The following is a 15,013-nucleotide window of genomic DNA, read 5'->3' as shown; positions in this document are numbered from 1 at the left end:
TCACCCCTGCGGACGCAGCCCCGGGAACAGGGCGCGAGCGCGGTCGGGGTCGGGGGTGACGAAGACCCCGTCGGCCGTGACGAGGGGTGCGTCCGGGTCCGCCCCGGTGGTGATCGACCCGCTCACGAAGACCTTGCGGTCGTCCGTGCCGGTGATGCGGGCCAGCACTCGCAGGGGTGTCTCCAGCGGGACCGGGCGGTGGTAGCGCATCTGCAGGGAGCCGGTCAGGCCGGCCGTTCCGGCTGCCGCGCAGGCGCGGCCCATGAGTTCGTCCAGGAGCATGGCGCTCATGCCGCCGTGACCGTAGCCGGGCGGGCCTTCGTGGGCGATGCCGAGGGTGCAGTGGCCCACCAGGCCGTCGGCGTCGGGTGTGATGTGGAGGGGCGGGGCAAGCGGGCTGCCGGGGCCGGTGACGGGGCTGTACATCCGTGCGCCCCCGGGGAATTCGTCCACCTCCGGGATCTCCGCCCGTGCGCGCCGTCGCCCCGTCAGCTGACCGGTGATGTGACGGACGCCGTCCGCCACGCGGTGGAGGGTGTCGGGGGAGGCGGCGGTGCGGACGGTGGCTTCCATGAGAGCGCGCAGTTCGTCGCCGAGGCGGGTGATGGCCGCCTTCTGGTGTTCCAGTTCCTCGGGCGTCGGTGAGGTGGGTTCGGCGGGCGCCGGGTCGGTCAGAGAGGTGTGCATCGGGTTTCTCGGTGGGTGAGGGGGGCGGGGCGGGGCCCTGGTGTGGGTCAGGTGTCGGAACGTACGAAGACCGGCTTGAGGTGTTTCTCCGGCAGTGCCGTCGGCAGGTCCTCCCAGTCGATGACGTGGGAGACGACCCGTTCGGGGGCGACCTTGCCGGAGGCGGCGAGTTCCAGGGCGTCGGGGATGTGGGCGCGGACGTTGTCGCGGGCGACGCGCAAGGTGACACCGGCGAGGTACATGTCGAGCAGGGGCAGCTCGCCGGGGCGGAAGTGGTTGCCCGCGCTCTCGCAGATGCCTTCCGGAGCCAGGCACTTGACGACCAGGGCGAGCTGGTCGACGCGGCCGGTGGCCTCCACGGCGATGTCGAAGTCCTGCGGGAGCGGGTCCAGGGATTCGGCGGTGGACGCTCCGAAGGCGCCGGCCAGGGCGCGGTGTTCGGCGTCGGGGTCGACGTAGAGGACGTCGGAGGCGCCCAGCGCGCGGGCGATGTCGCACACGTACAGGCCGATACTGCCGCGCGCGACGACCAGGACCCGGGCGCCGGGGCGGGAGTTGAGGTGGGGGGCGACCAGGCGCCAGGCCAGGGACCAGTTGTCGCTGGCCGAGGCCATGGCGACCGGGTCCAGGCCGGTGGGCAGCGGGACCAGCATGGCGTCGGCGTAGGGCACGCGGACCAGGTCGGAGAAGAGCCCGCCCCAGGTGCCGCCGATCGGTGCGCCGTACATCGCCATGTAGGGAACGGCCGTGCAGTGCGCGGTCAGTCCCGCCCGGCAGCGGTCGCAGGTGCCGCAGTTGATGGACCACGGGACCACGACCTGGTCGCCGGGGGCTACGGCGGTGACGGCGTCGCCCGTCTCGACGACCCGGGCGACGCACTCGTGGCCGAGGGCGAAGGGCGGGTCAATGAAGCCATGCCCGGCCAGGATCGAGGAGTCCACGTCACAGGGGGTGGCGGCCACCGGGGCGACGATCGCCTCCCGGTCGGACCGGAGCTTAGGGTCGGGCGCCTCACGCCACTCGACGGTGCGCCGGGCCACGCAGGTGAGTTCACGCATCGGCCGTGCCCCCCTTGCCCTGTTGAGCCAGGGCCACGAGGTCGGCGTAGCGGATGACGGAGCCGCCCGCGCCCCAGGTGCCGTCGGGCTGTTCGTGCACCAGCACCCACACCCGCAGCGCCTCGTCGGCGGCGAGCCCGGCGGCGGACAGGACGGTCCGCGTCGCCTCCTCGACCAGGCCGGCCTTGCGACGCTCGGACAGGGCGCCCTGCGGGACGGTGACCTCCACCAGGAAGCGCGGCGCGTCGTCCTCGGCGGTGCTCTGGGCGCCGTCCGGCAGTTCGACGAGGTAGCTCCAGGCCTGGGCGCGGAAGAACGCCGTGTCGGGAGCGCCCTCCCAGCGCAGCAGTACGGCGGCGAGGTCACGCTGAACGCTCTGGCGGCCCTGGTCGGTCAGGGCGCCGGCCGGAGCTGTGAGCCGGATCATCGGCATGGACACGCCTCTCTCTTTCTTCTTCGTCCCCTACGGCTTCTTCGTCGTCCCCTACGGCTTCTTCGTCGTCCCCTACGGCTTCTTCGTCGTCGCATACGGCGACGCTCGCCTATGACAGTCGTTATAGACGGCGAATCACGCTAGACTATGACGGCCGTTATAGCCAGTGGGTCAGAAGGGACCGCACACGTGACCAAGCCCAGCCCGACGGCGCGCGATCGGATCATCGCCGGTGCGGCCGACATGATCAGTCGGCGCGGCCTGAACGCGACGAGCATCCGCGAGACGGCCAAACACGCCAGGGCGCCGCTCGGCTCGACGTACCACTACTTCCCGGACGGCAAGCAGCAGTTGGCCACCGAGGCCGTCCGCCACACGGGCGCGTGGGTCGCCCGGAGCCTGCGCAAGGAACTCGAAGCCGGGCCGGTCGCCGGGTTGCGCGCGTTCCTCGGGCTGTGGCGCAAGATCGTCGTCGACAGCGACTTCCGGGCCGGCTGCCCGGTCCTCGCCGTCGCGATCGAGGAGCCCCCCGCCGACGAGACGCCGACCGCTCTGACGGCCGCCGCCGAGGTCTTCGACGAGTGGGAGAAGCTGCTGGCCGCCTCGTTGCGCGAGCACGGCGCCGAGCCCGAGCAGGCCGCCCAGCTCGCGACGCTCGTCGTCGCGGCAGTCGAGGGGGCCGTGGCCATGTGCCGCGCCAAGCGCAGCATCCAGCCCCTCGACCGGACCGCCGAGCAACTGCAGGCACTCATCCTCACCACGATCAAGGACTGACCGGGGCGGACCGCGATCAGCCGGCGGCGGGGAGACGGAGCTCGCTCCCCGTGAGCCACCCTCAAACGCCGAGCGCGGCGCGAACCGCCTTGACCCTCTCCTCCGTGAACACTCCACTCTCGAGCAGGGGCAGGACGGACAGCACGCCGCCCGAGGAACCCCAGCTGCCCTCGTCGATCACGCGGAAGTTGACCCACCACGCCGGCGACGGCTCCTCCATCCCGCAGGCCGCCGCCAGCGCGGCCAGCACCCGCTCGATGACCTCGGCACGGACGTCCGGCTGCCAGGCGGCGTCCATGACCGCCAGGTCGATCACCATCACGTCCAGCTCGCTCCCGGCATCCACCAGCAGCCGTCCGCCGACGGCCATCATGTCGCGCTCACGCTCGGCGAAGTACACCTGGAATCCGACCCGGGCGGCCGGCGCGAACTGACCCACCTCGGGCACCAGCACGGCATCCGTGAGCGTCTCGGCCAGCTCGCGGCGCTGATCGAGGCTCAGGCGCCCCTTGGGTGCGTTCACGGTGATGATCGTCATGCAGACCTCCTATGACAGTCGTTATAGACGGCGGCCGGACTACACCCGCTCTATAACGACCGTCATATGCCTCGCCGGGCCGTATCGTGAGAGCCGTGAAGGACACCGCGACCAAGGACACCGGGACCGAGGAGACGTCGACCGTCGAGCCCCCGCTGCCGCCCGCGCCGGGCGCGGAGCAGTACCCGGCGCTCGCTCTCGTCAACAGCGTCATCGCGGTGCCGGGCGGGCAGTTCGTCGACCTCATCGGCACCCCGGCCGCGGCGAACCGGTGGCTCTCCGACCGTGGCCTGGCTCCGGTCGACGCCGACCTGCGGGACATGTGTGCCGCACAGCTGCGCTCACTGCGGGAACAGATCCGGGCGCTGTTCGCCTCACGGGTCGAGGCGCTGCCCGCGCTCCCCGCCGCCCTGGCCGCCGTGAACGACGCGCTGACCAGGGTTCCCACGGCCCCGCTCCTCCAGTGGGACGAGAAGAACGGCCCCTACCGCGCGGCCCCGCACCCCACCACCGAGATCGTCGACCACGCCCTGGCGACCCTCGCCGCCGACGCCGCCGACCTGCTCACGTCCCCCGACGCCGAACGCCTCACGGCCTGCGGCTCCCCGCCCTGCAACCGCTACCTGCTCCGGCACGGCCGCCGCCACTGGTGCTGCACCCGCTGCGGCGACCGCGCCCGTGCGGCCCGCGCCTACGCCCGCCGCACGCAGTCCCCGACAGACTGACGACTGACGGCACGCACCACCCCGGGGCGTCGGCAGCGGGAAGCAGGAGCCGCTGCCTGCCTAGAACCGCCCCTGGCGCTCGCAGTCCGGGGTGATGGTGTCGCCGGCTTCGCCGACCACCTGGTCGTTGCCGCCGCTGCCGCAGCTCACCGCGTCGTTGCCGCGCACGCCGTCGCGCAGCTTGATCGAGTCGTTGCCGCCGCCGGTCCGCACGAAGTCGCCGCCGGTCCCGGCGTCGACGGAGGTGTTGACGGGGGCCGTGGAGAAGAAGCTGTCGCCGAAGTTGCCCATCGAGACGTTGAGGCGCGTGACGCCGCCCATTCCGGTGGCGGGGCCGCAGTCGACGGCCGTGCCGTCGGTGCCGGACATCGGCATGCAGCCCCGGCCCACGGCGATGCGCGCGTCATCCTCGACGATCAGGTGCCCGCTGCGGGGGTCGATGCCGACTCTGATGCCGTTCACCACGTTGTCGCGGGCCTGGACATGGACGGTGGTGCCGGACCGGGTCACCGCCGAGCCGGGCGACTCCTGCGCGACGGCGGGGGCGGCGAGGACGGTGACGGTGGCGAGGGTGGTGAGGGCGGTGACGGTGGCGAGGACGGCGACCGACGTCGCGGACCCACCCGCGAGCAGAACCTTCGTGATCTTCATGCTGCACTTCTCTCCTTGTCCGGGAGAGGGCACCTGGGGCGGCGCCACTCGGCGCCATCAAAACAGTCCGTAATCGATCACGCACAGTAAGCCACGCAAGCGAGTCACGCAGGGGCCGCGGGCGGGGGGGTCGGTCAGGCCGAGCCGCCCGCCGTGAACCCGATCACCGTCCCGCCGCCCTCCCGCCGGAAGGCGAACGGCGCTCCCCCGTGCGACAGCGCCACCTCCCGCACGATCGACAGCCCGAGTCCCGACCCGGGCAGCGACCGCGCGTCGGCGGCACGGTAGAAGCGGTCGAAGACCCGGATCAGGTCGTCCTCGGCGATACCCGGCCCCCGGTCGAGAACCTCGACACGCACCGTCCCGGGACGGGCGGGCCCCGCGACGCTGATCTCGATCGGCGCCGTGCCCTCGCGGTCGAACTTGGCGGCGTTCTCGACGAGGTTGGTCACCGCGCGCTGGAGCATCCCCGGCCGCCCGTCCGTCGTCGTGTCGCCGCTCGCACGGACTGTGATCCGCCGTCCCGTACGCCGCCGGGTGAGCCCCGCGACCTCGTCGGCGATGTCGGCGAGATCCACCCGCTGGACCGGCTCGGCGTCGGACTGCCCGGCCGCCAGGTCGACCAACTCGTTGACCAGATCAGTGAGTTCGCGCGCCTCCTGGCCCAGGTCGGCCACCAGCTCGTCGCGGGTGGCGGGCGGCAGCTCGTCGATACGGCGCAGCAGGGAGATGTTCGTCCGCAGGGAGGTGAGCGGCGTACGCAGCTCGTGGCCCGCGTCCTGCACCAGCCGCCGCTGGTCCTCCTCCGACTGGGCCAGCCGGCCCAGCATGCGGTCGAAGGCGCGGCCCAGGCGGCCGACCTCGTCGTATCCGGTGACCGGCACCTGGATGCCGAGTCGCCGGGTGCGGGCGACGTCCTCGGCGGCGGTGGTGAGGACGACCAGGCGGCGCGTGATGCGCCGGGCCAGCCACCAGCCGAAGAGTCCCGCGAGCGTCACCACCGCCGCCATCAGCAGCAGCGTCCGCTGCTGCAGCGCCCGCAGCAGATCCTCCGTGTCGCTGAACTCCTGGGCGATCTGCACCGCGCCCCGCCCGCCGCCGAGCGCGACCGTGGCCACCCGGTAGACGTCACTGCCGACGCCGACGTCCTTGTACTGGACCATCCGCCCGGCCGCCTTGTCGGTGGCGATCCGCCGGTCGGCGGCCGTGACCGGCAGCCCCGGCCGCCCCGGGTCGACGACGGAGCCGTCCGAGCCGAGCACCTGCACATCCGTACGGGCGGGCCGTACGAGATCGTGCCCCGGCGCGGAGGACGAGAAGTCCTCGGGCGTCATCGGCCGCTGCCGCACCTCGCCCCGCAGATCCTGCACGACCTCGTCGAAGACCGACTCCTGGTCCACCCGCACCAGCCGGGCGGCGGCGCCGTACGACAGCAGCCCGACCAGGACGGTGACCACGGCGGTCACGGCCGCGAAGGACACCGCGAAAGTGGTGCCGAGTCCCGATCTGCGCCGCCCCGTCAGGAGCCGCCCGAGCCGACGGCGAGCCGCGCCCACTCAGTCCTCCCGCAGCACGTAACCCACCCCGCGCACCGTGTGGATCAGCTGCGGCACGCCCGGCTCGTCGAGCTTGCGGCGCAGGTAGCCGACGTAGACGGCGAGGTTCTTGGAGCCGGGGCCGAAGTCGTAGCCCCAGATGCGGTCGTAGATGGTGGAGTGGTCGAGGACGATGCCGGCGTTGCGCACCAGCAGCTCCAGCAGCTCGAACTCGGTCCGCGTCAGCTCCAGCTCCCGCGCGCCCCGCCACGCCCGGCGCGCCTGCGGGTCCATCCGCAGCCCGGCCGCCTCGATCAGCCGGCCGGACGCCACGGGAGCATCGGGGGCCGGCTTCGGTACGTCGGCGGGGACGCCGTTGGCCTCACTGGTGCGGCGCAGCAGGGCGCGCAGCCGGGCGAAGACCTCCTCGACGTCGAAGGGCTTCACTACGTAGTCGTCGGCGCCCGCGTCCAGGCCGGCGATCCGGTCCTGGGTCTCCACGAGCGCCGTCAGCATCAGGATCGGGGTGCGGTCGCCCTCGGCGCGCAGCACCCGGCACACCTGGAGCCCGTCGATGCCGGGCATCATCACGTCCAGCACGAGCACGTCCGGCGGCGTGCGATGGGCCTGCGCCAGCGCCTCGACCCCGTCGGCGACCGCGGTGACCTGATAGCCCTCCAGGGTCAGCGCCCGCTCCAGGGCGTTGCGGATGGCGCGGTCGTCTTCGGCGAGGAGCACAGTCTGGGGCACGGGTTCATACTGCCAAGGCCTCCGGCGGTTCGGCCGTGTGAGCGGGGTTACGATCACCCTTCTTACTGGGCTCTCACCGTCACAGGACCGCCCCTGAGGGCTCCGCCCCAGCCCCCCGTTCGGCCTGAACGGCCTTCATGCGACGGTCACGTCTTCCGAACCCTTCTCCGCCAGCAGGGAAGCGTGAGTGGGGGCGTCCGGCACCTCGGCCGGCCGCCTGGACGCGAACTCCTTGCGCAGCACCGGTACGACCTCCTCGCCGAGCATGTCGATCTGCTCCAGGACGGTCTTCAGCGGCAGCCCGGCGTGGTCGACGAGGAACAGCTGGCGCTGGTAGTCGCCCGCGTACTCGCGGAAGGCGAGGGTCTTCTCGATGACCTGCTCCGGCGTGCCGACGGTCAGCGGCGTCTGGTCGGTGAAGTCCTCCAGCGACGGCCCGTGCCCGTACACCGGCGCGACGTCGAAGTACGGCCGGAACTCGCGCACCGCGTCCTGGGAGTTGCGGCGCATGAAGACGTGCCCGCCCAGCCCCACGATCGCCTGCTCGGGCGTGCCGTGCCCGTAGTGGGCGTAACGCGTGCGGTACAGCTCGACCATCTGCTTGGTGTGGTCGGCCGGCCAGAAGATGTTGTTGTGGAAGAAGCCGTCGCCGTAGTACGCGGCCTGCTCGGCGATCTCCGGCGAGCGGATGGAGCCGTGCCAGACGAACGGCGGTACGCCGTCCAGCGGGCGCGGCGTGGAGGTGAAGCCCTGGAGGGGCGTACGGAACTTGCCCTCCCAGTTCACGACGTCCTCGCGCCACAGCCGGTGCAGCAGGGCGTAGTTCTCGACGGCGAGGTTGATGCCCTGGCGGATGTCCTGGCCGAACCAGGGGTAGACCGGGCCGGTGGTGCCGCGGCCCATCATCAGGTCCACCCGCCCGTCGGCCAGGTGCTGGAGCATCGCGAAGTCCTCGGCGATCTTCACCGGGTCGTTGGTGGTGATGAGGGTGGTGGCGGTGGAGAGGATGATGCGCTCGGTGCGCGCCGCGACGTAGCCGAGCATCGTCGTCGGCGACGACGGCACGAACGGCGGGTTGTGGTGCTCGCCGGTCGCGAAGACGTCGAGCCCGACCTCCTCGGCCTTCAGCGCGATGGCGACCATGGCCTTGATGCGGTCGCGCTCGGTCGGCGTACGGCCCGTGGTGGGGTCCGGCGTGACGTCGCCGACGCTGAAGATCCCGAACTGCATGGTCGCTCACCCTCCAGATTGTTGACTGTTAAACTATACCCGGAGAACGGGAACCGGCCGAGGGCTATTCCCAGCCCGCCGGGATCCGCCGGGGACTGTTCGCAGCCCGCCGGGACCGGCACCGCCGACCATCGCCGACCCGCGGGCCTACTGCCAGTACGGATCCCTGCCGGTCCGCGCGAGCAGCCGCTCGAACGCCGACGCCCCCTCCGGCTCCGGCGCCGCCTCCCCGAACACCCCCATCTTCCTGGCCGTCGGCGCCAGCTCGTCCACCGCGCCGGCCAGCTCCGCCACGACCGCCGCGTCGACGCCGGGACAGTCCTGGCCCGTAGCCCGCGCCAGGTCCCACACATGCACGGTCAGATCGAGCAGCGCCATCGAGCCGACCAGCCGCGCGGGCATGTCCATCCCGCCGGTCCTGCCCTCCTCGGCGCCGGGCGCGGACCAGGCGGCCACCAGCCGGTCCGCCTCGCCCACGAGCCGCTCACGCCACTCGGGGCTCTCGGCGACCCGGTCGGGGGTCTCACCGAAGTCCGACGCCTCCTTCACGGCCAGCCGCTGGAACTGCACGATCACCTGGAAGAGGTGATTGACCAGGGCCTTCACGTCGTACTCGGCACAGGGAGTGGGAGCGGCGAGCGCCTCCTCGGGAATGCCCAGCACCACGGGAACCGCCCGCTCGCGCGCCATGGCCAGCAGCTCACCGATGCCGTACGTCTTCACCTCGTTGGTATCCATGACTCGACCGTAGGAAAGCCACCCCTCGCCCTTCTTGAAGAAACGCGACGGCCGCCGAAACGCGACGTACGATCCGGCCATGGAGGCACCCCGCCACGACACCCGCGGGATCGTCGACCCGTCCGGACTGCTGAACCGCGTACGGTTCCGCCGCCATGAGCCCGCCGAGCCGCTGCGCCGGTACGTCGAGTGGTACTGGCTGATCGACTGGGACCTGCCCGCGCCCTACGCCTCCCACATCGTCCCGCACCCGGCCGTCAACCTCACCTTCCAGTGGGACGGGGCCGACGAGGCGGAAGCGCCGCCGTACGCCGAGGTCACCGGGGTCGCGCTCGGCCTGTACACCCGCAAGCTGACCGGACGGGGCCGGGTCTGCGGGGTGAAGTTCCGGCCCGGCGGATTCCGGCCGTACGCCCCTGAGGCGCCGGTGTCCCGGTGGACAGGCCGCGCGCTGCCCGCCCAGGAGGTGTTCCCGCAGGCGACGGGCGACGCCGCACACACGATCGTCACCCCCGCCGAGGACCACGCCCGAGTGGCCGCCCTCGACGCCTTCATCCGCTCCCTCCCCTGCGCCCCGGACCTCCAGGCCGACCTCGCCATGAGCCTCGTCCAGCACATCCGCACCGACCGCACGGTCCGCCGCGTCGGCGACTTCGCCCGGGCGGAGGGCCTTTCGGTGCGGGCGCTGCAACGGCTCTTCTCCACGTACGTCGGCGTCACCCCGAAGTGGGTCATCCTCCGCTACCGCATCCACGAGGCCCTGGAACACGCCGGCACCCGCACCGACGTCGACTGGGCCACCCTCGCCACCGAGCTCGGCTACGCCGACCAGGCCCATCTGGTACGGGACTTCACGGCGACGGTGGGGGTGCCGCCGACGGCGTACGCGCAGGGGCTGGAGCCGGGGTAGCCGCGCCCGATCGCACTCACGCGGCCGCGAGCACACCTCAGGGCACCAGCACCAGCCGCCCGCGCACCCCGCCCTCGTCGAGCCGGGCGTGCGCCTTGGCTGCCTCGTCCAGCGCGAACGTCTCGGCCACCCGGGTCGTCAGCACCCCGTCGTCCACCAGCCGCACCAGCTCCGCCAGCCGCGCCCCGTCGGCGCTCACCTCGACCGCCCCGGTCCACACGCCCCGGACAGAGGCGGGCTCGGCGTGCGGAATGACGCCGACGTACCGGCCCCCCTCCCGCACCCACTCCAGCGCCGGCTCACCGAGCACCGCGGCGTCCAGCACGGCGTCGAAGCTCCCCGCCTCGATGGCACCGGCGGTGAAACGGGCCGCCCCCAGGGACCGTACGAGCTCCTCGTCCGCCTCCCGGGCCAGCGCGGTGACCGATATCCCCCGGTGGGCGGCGATCTGGACCGCGTACCCGCCGACCGCGCCCGCCGCGCCCGTCACCAGCAGCGACTGACCCGGCGTCACCTCCAGCAGCCCCAGGGCCTGTTCGGCGGTCAGCGCGTTCAGCGGCAGCGTCGCCGCGTGGACGGCGTCCACCGTGGTCGGCGCCTTGGCGACGGCGTCCGCGGGGACGACGACGTACTCGGCATGCGCGCCGACCGGCTTGACCATGCCGTAGTCGAGCGCCACCACCTCGTCCCCGACACTCCAGGCAGTGGCCACACCCACCGCGTCCACGGTCCCGGCCACGTCCCACCCGAGCCCGATCCGCTTGCCCGCACCCCCGAAGACCCCGGCCCGCACCCCCGCGTCCACGGGATTCAGCGCGGCCGCGGCGACCTTGATCCGCACCTCCCGCGCACCCGGCTCCGGCAGCTCGGTCTCCACGACCTCCACGACCTCCGGCCCGCCGAACGAGTTCACCACAACAGCACGCACAGCAGCTCTCCTTGGTTTGTCATCGTTCGGGATGTTCTCCCGCCCGTTGCAACAACCCTAGGAAGAGCTACTATCTATTGGTAAGTAGTTACCTGAGAGTGCGTACGTACCCCAGAGGTGAGCCATGGCGACCACGACAGCGGCCCAGCGCCGCGAACAGGCCCGTATCGAGTACGACGCGTTCCTCAAGAGCTGCCCCACCAACCAGCTCCTGGACCGCATCAGCGACAAGTGGGTCAGCCTCGTCGTCTCCGCCCTCGCCCCCGGCCCCCTGCGCTACAGCGACCTCGGCCGCAAGATCGCCGGCGTCAGCCCCAAGATGCTGACCCAGACACTGCGCTCACTGGAACGCGACGGCCTCCTCACCCGCACCGTCACCCCGTCCGTCCCGGTCCGCGTCGACTACGAACTCACCCCCCTGGGCCACAACCTGGCCATGCTGCTGACCGCGGTGAAGGACTGGGCGGAGACCCACTTCGACGAGGTCCGCGAGGCCCGCGAGCGCTACGACACCGAGAGCCCCGACGAGTAGCGCCGGGCAGGCAAACAGGCGCCAGAGGCAGCGGGGCACGCGAAACGACGGTCGTCAGAAGTAGTACGTGTCCCCCGTGTCCAGCACCAGCACCCGCTGCCGGCCCGTCCCCTGGTCACCGTCCGCCGCCCCGCCGCTGCGCACCGTGCCGAACTCCAGCAGCACCTCCGACGGCGCCCCACGCAGCCCCACCCGCAGCTCGACCTGCTTCCCCGCCCCGACCGCGTCCAGCGCCCCGACCCGGCACATCACCATCCGCTCCCCCGCCCGCCCACACCCCTCCGGCAACGCCTGCCGGTCCGCCAGCGGCTCCGACCAGCGCAGCCGTACCGCCGAGGCCGGCAGGGCGCTCGGTCCGTGGTTGTGCGGCGTGAACCGTACGTGGACTTGGCCGCCGGACAGGACGGCGGAACCGTGATAAGCGAGCCCAGCCTCAGGACGCCCCACCGCCCCGGCATACGGAGCCATGCCACCGACCGCAGCCACGACGGCCGCACCGCACACCCCAGCAACCCGCATCCGCCGCATACCGTCCGCTCCTCACTCCACCGTGGTCGACGGATGTATCCCACGTGGAGCGGCCGACAGGCGCCGTCCAACAGGTGACGCACGCCGTCTTGGACCGACGAACCGGCAATCGGCGACCGGCGACCGGCGACCGGCGACCGGCACCAACGGCTGCCTCGAAGCCCCATGACAAGCTGCGCGCATGCTCATCCTCCGCTCCGCCGCCCTCTTCGTCGTCGCCGCCCTCTTCGAGATCGGTGGCGCCTGGCTGGTCTGGCAGGGCGTGCGCGAGCAGCGCGGCTGGCTGTGGATCGGCGCGGGCGTCATGGCCCTCGGCGCGTACGGCTTCGTCGCCACGCTCCAGCCCGACGCCGACTTCGGCCGCATCCTCGCCGCGTACGGCGGAGTCTTCGTCGCCGGCTCCCTGGCCTGGGGCATGGTCGCGGACGGCTACCGCCCGGACCGCTGGGACGTCACGGGCGCGCTGATCTGCCTCGCGGGCATGGCGGTGATCATGTACGCGCCGCGAGGCAGCTGACCGGCTGACCTCGACAGGTCAGGCCGGCGGCAGCAGCCCCAGCTGCTCCAGGAACTCCATCTCGTCGAAGTAGAGCCGGTAGTCGACGATGTGTCCGCTGTCGTCGACGGTGGCGAAGTCCACCCCGCGGATCCTGATCTCCTTCTGCGTCGGCGCCACCGTCTCCCCGGTGGGCAACTGGATCGGCCCCGTGTTCCGCCCGCTGAAGAACCCCTCGTCGATGGCCGTGTTGCCGACCTCGTACGCGTGCACCGACTCGTACGTGCCGTCGGGAACCATCTCCGTCATCTGGCGCCAGTACGCGGCGATGTCGTCGCGCCCGTGGAGCTCACCGCCGTCGGGTGTGACGGCGACCGCGTCCTGCGCGTAGAGCTCGGCGATGGCCTTGGGGTCCGCCGTGGTGATTGCTTCGGTCAGCCGGTCCATGACCTCGCGTGCCTGTCCCATGGTCCACCTCCCGTGGTGGAGGATCACCCACCTCATTCTCCCACCACCGCCCCCGACCGGCCGCCCGCAGAACGCGATCACGAACCGCCGGGACAGCCGGACAGCCACCCCGCCTATCCTGGCCGGACAGTCTCCGGACGCTCTGGCCCTGTCCGGACGCTCTGGCCCTGTCCGGACTCACCGGACTTCGACCCGCACGAGGAGCAGCCATGCCCACCGCCGCACCGTCCGCCGCCTCCCGCATCGCCGTCGTCACCGGTGCGAGCAGCGGAATCGGCGCCGCCACGGCACGACAGCTCGCCGCGGCCGGCTACCGGGTCGTCCTGACCGCCCGCCGCAAGGACCGCATCGAGGCGCTGGCCGAGGAGATCAACGCGGCCGGCCACTCGGCGACGGCCTACCCGCTGGACGTGACGGACCGCGCCGCGGTCGACGAGTTCGCGATGGCCTTCAAGACGATCGGCGTCCTCGTCAACAACGCGGGCGGCGCACTCGGCGCCGACCCGGTCGCCACCGGCGACCCCGCCGAGTGGCGCACGATGTACGAGACGAACGTCATCGGCACCCTGAACCTCACCCAGGCCCTGCTCCCGAAGCTGGAGGCGAGCGGCGACGGCACGATCGTCGTCGTCTCCTCCACGGCCGGCCACGGCACGTACGAGGGCGGCGCGGGCTACGTCGCCGCCAAGCACGGCGCCCACGTCCTCGCCGAGACCCTCCGCCTGGAGATCGTCGGCCGCCCGGTGCGCGTCATCGAGATCGCGCCCGGCATGGTCAAGACGGACGAGTTCGCCCTCACCCGCTTCGCCGGCGACGAGGAAAAGGCGGCGAAGGTCTACCAGGGTGTGGCCGACCCCCTGACGGCCGACGACGTCGCCGACACCATCACCTGGGCAGTCACCCGCCCCAGCCACGTCAACATCGACCTCCTGGTCGTCCGCCCCCGGGCCCAGGCCTCCAACACGAAGGTCCACAGGGAGCTGTAGTGGCCGCCGGCGACAAGGGCCCGCACAACGAACGCCAGATGTGGTGGTGGCTCGGCTACTTCCTCTTCGGCATCCACATCGTGGCGTTCGTCATGATCTACGCGGTGACACACGCGCCGAAGTAAAAGGCCAGGTGCGACGGGCTGGGACCACCTATGGTCACAGCCCGTGGACAGACACATACGCTTCGACGTACTGCACAACTTCCGCGACCTGGGCGGCTACCCGACGACGGACGGCCACCGCGTGCGCCCCGCCCGCCTCTACCGCACGGACTCCCTGGGCAAGCTGACGGAAGACACCCCGGACTGGTCCCGCTTCCTCTCCCTGGGCATCCGCACGGTGATCGACCTGCGCTACCCGTGGGAGATCGAGAACAGGGGCCGCATCCCGGACCACCCGTCGTTCACGTACCACAACCTCAGCATCGAGCACCGCCCGTACAACCAGGCGACCCTGACCGCCGACGTGGCCCCCGGCCCCTACCTCGCCGAGCGCTACCTGGAGGTGGCCCAGGACGGCACGGCGGAGATCCGCGGCGCGCTGGAGCTGGTGGCGAAAGCAGCGGAGTCGGACACTCCCCTGGCCTTCCACTGCGCGAAGGGCAAGGACCGCACGGGCCTGCTGGCGGCCCTGATCCTCGGCCTGCTCGGAGTGCCGGAGGCCACGATCATCAAGGACTACACCCTCACCGAACTGGCCGCCCCCGCCTTCCTGACCGAATGGAAAGCCCTCAACAACGGCCCCACCCCGACCTGGCCGGGCTTCAACAGGACCCCGCCGGAGGTGATGAGCCTGTTCCTGTCATCCCTGACGACTGAATACGGCGGAATAGAGGGCTACGTCTCCAAAGCCCTGTCCCTGAACCCGGGACCACTCTCAACGACCCTGCGCAGCAAGCTCCTTGAGCGGCGGCCCGAGTAACTCACAGGGGTGAACGTCGTCGATCACCCGAACGGATGCTGAACTGGCGATCTAGGCTCGCGGCACAACATCAAAACGACGGCCCTCGACCGGGATGCCGGTCCCGACCGAGGGCCTGGCCA

General features: G+C 71.7%; 20 protein-coding genes. 8 read left to right on the top strand and 12 right to left on the bottom strand.

Annotated elements, in window-relative coordinates:
* Genes AB5J49_RS27660 through AB5J49_RS27650 form a run of 3 tightly spaced genes read right to left on the bottom strand, consistent with a single transcriptional unit; the run spans position 1 to position 2,178 of the window.
* A complete protein-coding gene (locus tag AB5J49_RS27660; RefSeq protein ID WP_369171472.1) occupies positions 1-687 on the bottom strand; it encodes a PaaI family thioesterase in 687 nt (228 codons plus the stop codon).
* Positions 688-734: 47 nt separating this feature from the next.
* On the bottom strand, positions 735-1,745 hold the full coding sequence (locus tag AB5J49_RS27655; RefSeq protein ID WP_369171471.1) for a zinc-binding dehydrogenase: 1,011 nt from the start codon (positions 1,743-1,745) through the stop codon (positions 735-737).
* Positions 1,738-2,178, bottom strand: a complete 441-nt coding sequence (locus tag AB5J49_RS27650) for a 4-oxalocrotonate tautomerase family protein (RefSeq protein WP_369175286.1) — start codon at positions 2,176-2,178, stop codon at positions 1,738-1,740. The genes AB5J49_RS27655 and AB5J49_RS27650 overlap by 8 nt, the downstream gene beginning before the upstream one ends.
* A 189-nt stretch (positions 2,179-2,367) precedes the next feature.
* Between AB5J49_RS27650 and AB5J49_RS27645 the strand changes: the two genes are divergently transcribed.
* Positions 2,368-2,952: a TetR/AcrR family transcriptional regulator gene (locus AB5J49_RS27645; protein ID WP_369171470.1), complete on the top strand. Its 585-nt coding sequence runs from the start codon at positions 2,368-2,370 to the stop codon at positions 2,950-2,952.
* A gap of 61 nt (positions 2,953-3,013) precedes the next feature.
* On the opposite strand, the gene AB5J49_RS27640 is transcribed toward AB5J49_RS27645, so the two are convergent.
* Positions 3,014-3,490, bottom strand: coding sequence for a 4-oxalocrotonate tautomerase family protein (locus tag AB5J49_RS27640; RefSeq protein ID WP_369171469.1), 477 nt, complete (start codon positions 3,488-3,490; stop codon positions 3,014-3,016).
* A gap of 155 nt (positions 3,491-3,645) precedes the next feature.
* Here AB5J49_RS27640 and AB5J49_RS27635 point away from each other — a divergent pair, with 155 nt between their 5' ends.
* Positions 3,646-4,215: an ABATE domain-containing protein gene (locus AB5J49_RS27635; protein ID WP_369175285.1), complete on the top strand. Its 570-nt coding sequence runs from the start codon at positions 3,646-3,648 to the stop codon at positions 4,213-4,215.
* A gap of 60 nt (positions 4,216-4,275) precedes the next feature.
* On the opposite strand, the gene AB5J49_RS27630 is transcribed toward AB5J49_RS27635, so the two are convergent.
* The 5 genes from AB5J49_RS27630 to AB5J49_RS27610 form a co-directional block, all read right to left on the bottom strand.
* Positions 4,276-4,866: a hypothetical protein gene (locus tag AB5J49_RS27630; RefSeq protein ID WP_369171468.1), complete on the bottom strand. Its 591-nt coding sequence runs from the start codon at positions 4,864-4,866 to the stop codon at positions 4,276-4,278.
* 134 nt (positions 4,867-5,000) lie between these two features.
* Positions 5,001-6,422 (bottom strand): ATP-binding protein, encoded by a 1,422-nt coding sequence (locus tag AB5J49_RS27625; RefSeq protein WP_369171467.1) that lies wholly within the window; start codon positions 6,420-6,422, stop codon positions 5,001-5,003.
* The gene (locus AB5J49_RS27620; RefSeq protein ID WP_369171466.1) at positions 6,423-7,151 is read right to left on the bottom strand and encodes a response regulator transcription factor; all 729 of its coding nucleotides are present in this window, start codon (positions 7,149-7,151) and stop codon (positions 6,423-6,425) included.
* 135 nt (positions 7,152-7,286) lie between these two features.
* The gene (locus AB5J49_RS27615; RefSeq protein ID WP_369171465.1) at positions 7,287-8,381 is read right to left on the bottom strand and encodes an LLM class flavin-dependent oxidoreductase; all 1,095 of its coding nucleotides are present in this window, start codon (positions 8,379-8,381) and stop codon (positions 7,287-7,289) included.
* Positions 8,382-8,528: 147 nt separating this feature from the next.
* The gene (locus tag AB5J49_RS27610; RefSeq protein ID WP_369171463.1) at positions 8,529-9,119 is read right to left on the bottom strand and encodes a TIGR03086 family metal-binding protein; all 591 of its coding nucleotides are present in this window, start codon (positions 9,117-9,119) and stop codon (positions 8,529-8,531) included.
* 79 nt (positions 9,120-9,198) lie between these two features.
* Between AB5J49_RS27610 and AB5J49_RS27605 the strand changes: the two genes are divergently transcribed.
* Positions 9,199-10,029, top strand: coding sequence for a DUF6597 domain-containing transcriptional factor (locus AB5J49_RS27605; protein WP_369171462.1), 831 nt, complete (start codon positions 9,199-9,201; stop codon positions 10,027-10,029).
* Between the two features lie 37 nt (positions 10,030-10,066).
* On the opposite strand, the gene AB5J49_RS27600 is transcribed toward AB5J49_RS27605, so the two are convergent.
* On the bottom strand, positions 10,067-10,957 hold the full coding sequence (locus AB5J49_RS27600; RefSeq protein WP_369171461.1) for an NADP-dependent oxidoreductase: 891 nt from the start codon (positions 10,955-10,957) through the stop codon (positions 10,067-10,069).
* A 124-nt stretch (positions 10,958-11,081) separates the two neighbouring features.
* On the opposite strand from AB5J49_RS27600, the gene AB5J49_RS27595 reads away from it, so the two are divergent.
* Positions 11,082-11,489 carry a winged helix-turn-helix transcriptional regulator gene (locus AB5J49_RS27595; RefSeq protein WP_369171460.1) on the top strand — a complete coding sequence of 136 codons (408 nt, stop codon included), beginning with the start codon at positions 11,082-11,084 and terminating at the stop codon, positions 11,487-11,489.
* Between the two features lie 54 nt (positions 11,490-11,543).
* On the opposite strand, the gene AB5J49_RS27590 is transcribed toward AB5J49_RS27595, so the two are convergent.
* Positions 11,544-11,957, bottom strand: a complete 414-nt coding sequence (locus AB5J49_RS27590) for a hypothetical protein (RefSeq protein ID WP_369171459.1) — start codon at positions 11,955-11,957, stop codon at positions 11,544-11,546.
* A gap of 241 nt (positions 11,958-12,198) precedes the next feature.
* Between AB5J49_RS27590 and AB5J49_RS27585 the strand changes: the two genes are divergently transcribed.
* On the top strand, positions 12,199-12,534 hold the full coding sequence (locus AB5J49_RS27585) for a YnfA family protein (protein ID WP_369171458.1): 336 nt from the start codon (positions 12,199-12,201) through the stop codon (positions 12,532-12,534).
* Positions 12,535-12,552: 18 nt separating this feature from the next.
* On the opposite strand, the gene AB5J49_RS27580 is transcribed toward AB5J49_RS27585, so the two are convergent.
* Positions 12,553-12,981 (bottom strand): ester cyclase, encoded by a 429-nt coding sequence (locus AB5J49_RS27580; protein WP_369171456.1) that lies wholly within the window; start codon positions 12,979-12,981, stop codon positions 12,553-12,555.
* 209 nt (positions 12,982-13,190) lie between these two features.
* On the opposite strand from AB5J49_RS27580, the gene AB5J49_RS27575 reads away from it, so the two are divergent.
* From AB5J49_RS27575 to AB5J49_RS27565, 3 genes are read left to right on the top strand one after another with little or no spacing between them, the layout of a single operon-like run.
* The gene (locus tag AB5J49_RS27575; protein ID WP_369171454.1) at positions 13,191-13,967 is read left to right on the top strand and encodes an SDR family NAD(P)-dependent oxidoreductase; all 777 of its coding nucleotides are present in this window, start codon (positions 13,191-13,193) and stop codon (positions 13,965-13,967) included.
* Positions 13,967-14,092: a hypothetical protein gene (locus AB5J49_RS27570; protein WP_369171453.1), complete on the top strand. Its 126-nt coding sequence runs from the start codon at positions 13,967-13,969 to the stop codon at positions 14,090-14,092. Before AB5J49_RS27575 ends, AB5J49_RS27570 begins: the two co-directional genes overlap by 1 nt.
* A gap of 43 nt (positions 14,093-14,135) precedes the next feature.
* Positions 14,136-14,891 carry a tyrosine-protein phosphatase gene (locus AB5J49_RS27565; RefSeq protein WP_369171451.1) on the top strand — a complete coding sequence of 252 codons (756 nt, stop codon included), beginning with the start codon at positions 14,136-14,138 and terminating at the stop codon, positions 14,889-14,891.
* Positions 14,892-15,013: the final 122 nt, after the last annotated feature.

Source organism: Streptomyces sp. R28 (genome assembly GCF_041052385.1).
In the GTDB taxonomy this organism is placed as follows: Bacteria; Actinomycetota; Actinomycetes; order Streptomycetales; family Streptomycetaceae; genus Streptomyces.
The sequence above is the reverse complement of the archived record's forward strand: the minus strand, read 5'-3'. Positions and strand labels throughout refer to the sequence as shown.

Excerpts from the sequence above, each read along its gene's own strand:
- AB5J49_RS27660 (WP_369171472.1), bottom strand. The coding sequence starts at position 687 with ATGCACACCTCTCTGACCGACCCGGCGCCCGCCGAACCCACCTCACCG.
- AB5J49_RS27655 (WP_369171471.1), bottom strand. The coding sequence starts at position 1,745 with ATGCGTGAACTCACCTGCGTGGCCCGGCGCACCGTCGAGTGGCGTGAG.
- AB5J49_RS27650 (WP_369175286.1), bottom strand. The coding sequence starts at position 2,178 with ATGCCGATGATCCGGCTCACAGCTCCGGCCGGCGCCCTGACCGACCAG.
- AB5J49_RS27640 (WP_369171469.1), bottom strand. The coding sequence starts at position 3,490 with ATGACGATCATCACCGTGAACGCACCCAAGGGGCGCCTGAGCCTCGAT.
- AB5J49_RS27630 (WP_369171468.1), bottom strand. The coding sequence starts at position 4,866 with ATGAAGATCACGAAGGTTCTGCTCGCGGGTGGGTCCGCGACGTCGGTC.
- AB5J49_RS27615 (WP_369171465.1), bottom strand. The coding sequence starts at position 8,381 with ATGCAGTTCGGGATCTTCAGCGTCGGCGACGTCACGCCGGACCCCACC.
- AB5J49_RS27610 (WP_369171463.1), bottom strand. The coding sequence starts at position 9,119 with ATGGATACCAACGAGGTGAAGACGTACGGCATCGGTGAGCTGCTGGCC.
- AB5J49_RS27605 (WP_369171462.1), top strand. The coding sequence starts at position 9,199 with ATGGAGGCACCCCGCCACGACACCCGCGGGATCGTCGACCCGTCCGGA.
- AB5J49_RS27595 (WP_369171460.1), top strand. The coding sequence starts at position 11,082 with ATGGCGACCACGACAGCGGCCCAGCGCCGCGAACAGGCCCGTATCGAG.
- AB5J49_RS27590 (WP_369171459.1), bottom strand. The coding sequence starts at position 11,957 with ATGGCTCCGTATGCCGGGGCGGTGGGGCGTCCTGAGGCTGGGCTCGCT.
- AB5J49_RS27585 (WP_369171458.1), top strand. The coding sequence starts at position 12,199 with ATGCTCATCCTCCGCTCCGCCGCCCTCTTCGTCGTCGCCGCCCTCTTC.
- AB5J49_RS27580 (WP_369171456.1), bottom strand. The coding sequence starts at position 12,981 with ATGGGACAGGCACGCGAGGTCATGGACCGGCTGACCGAAGCAATCACC.
- AB5J49_RS27575 (WP_369171454.1), top strand. The coding sequence starts at position 13,191 with ATGCCCACCGCCGCACCGTCCGCCGCCTCCCGCATCGCCGTCGTCACC.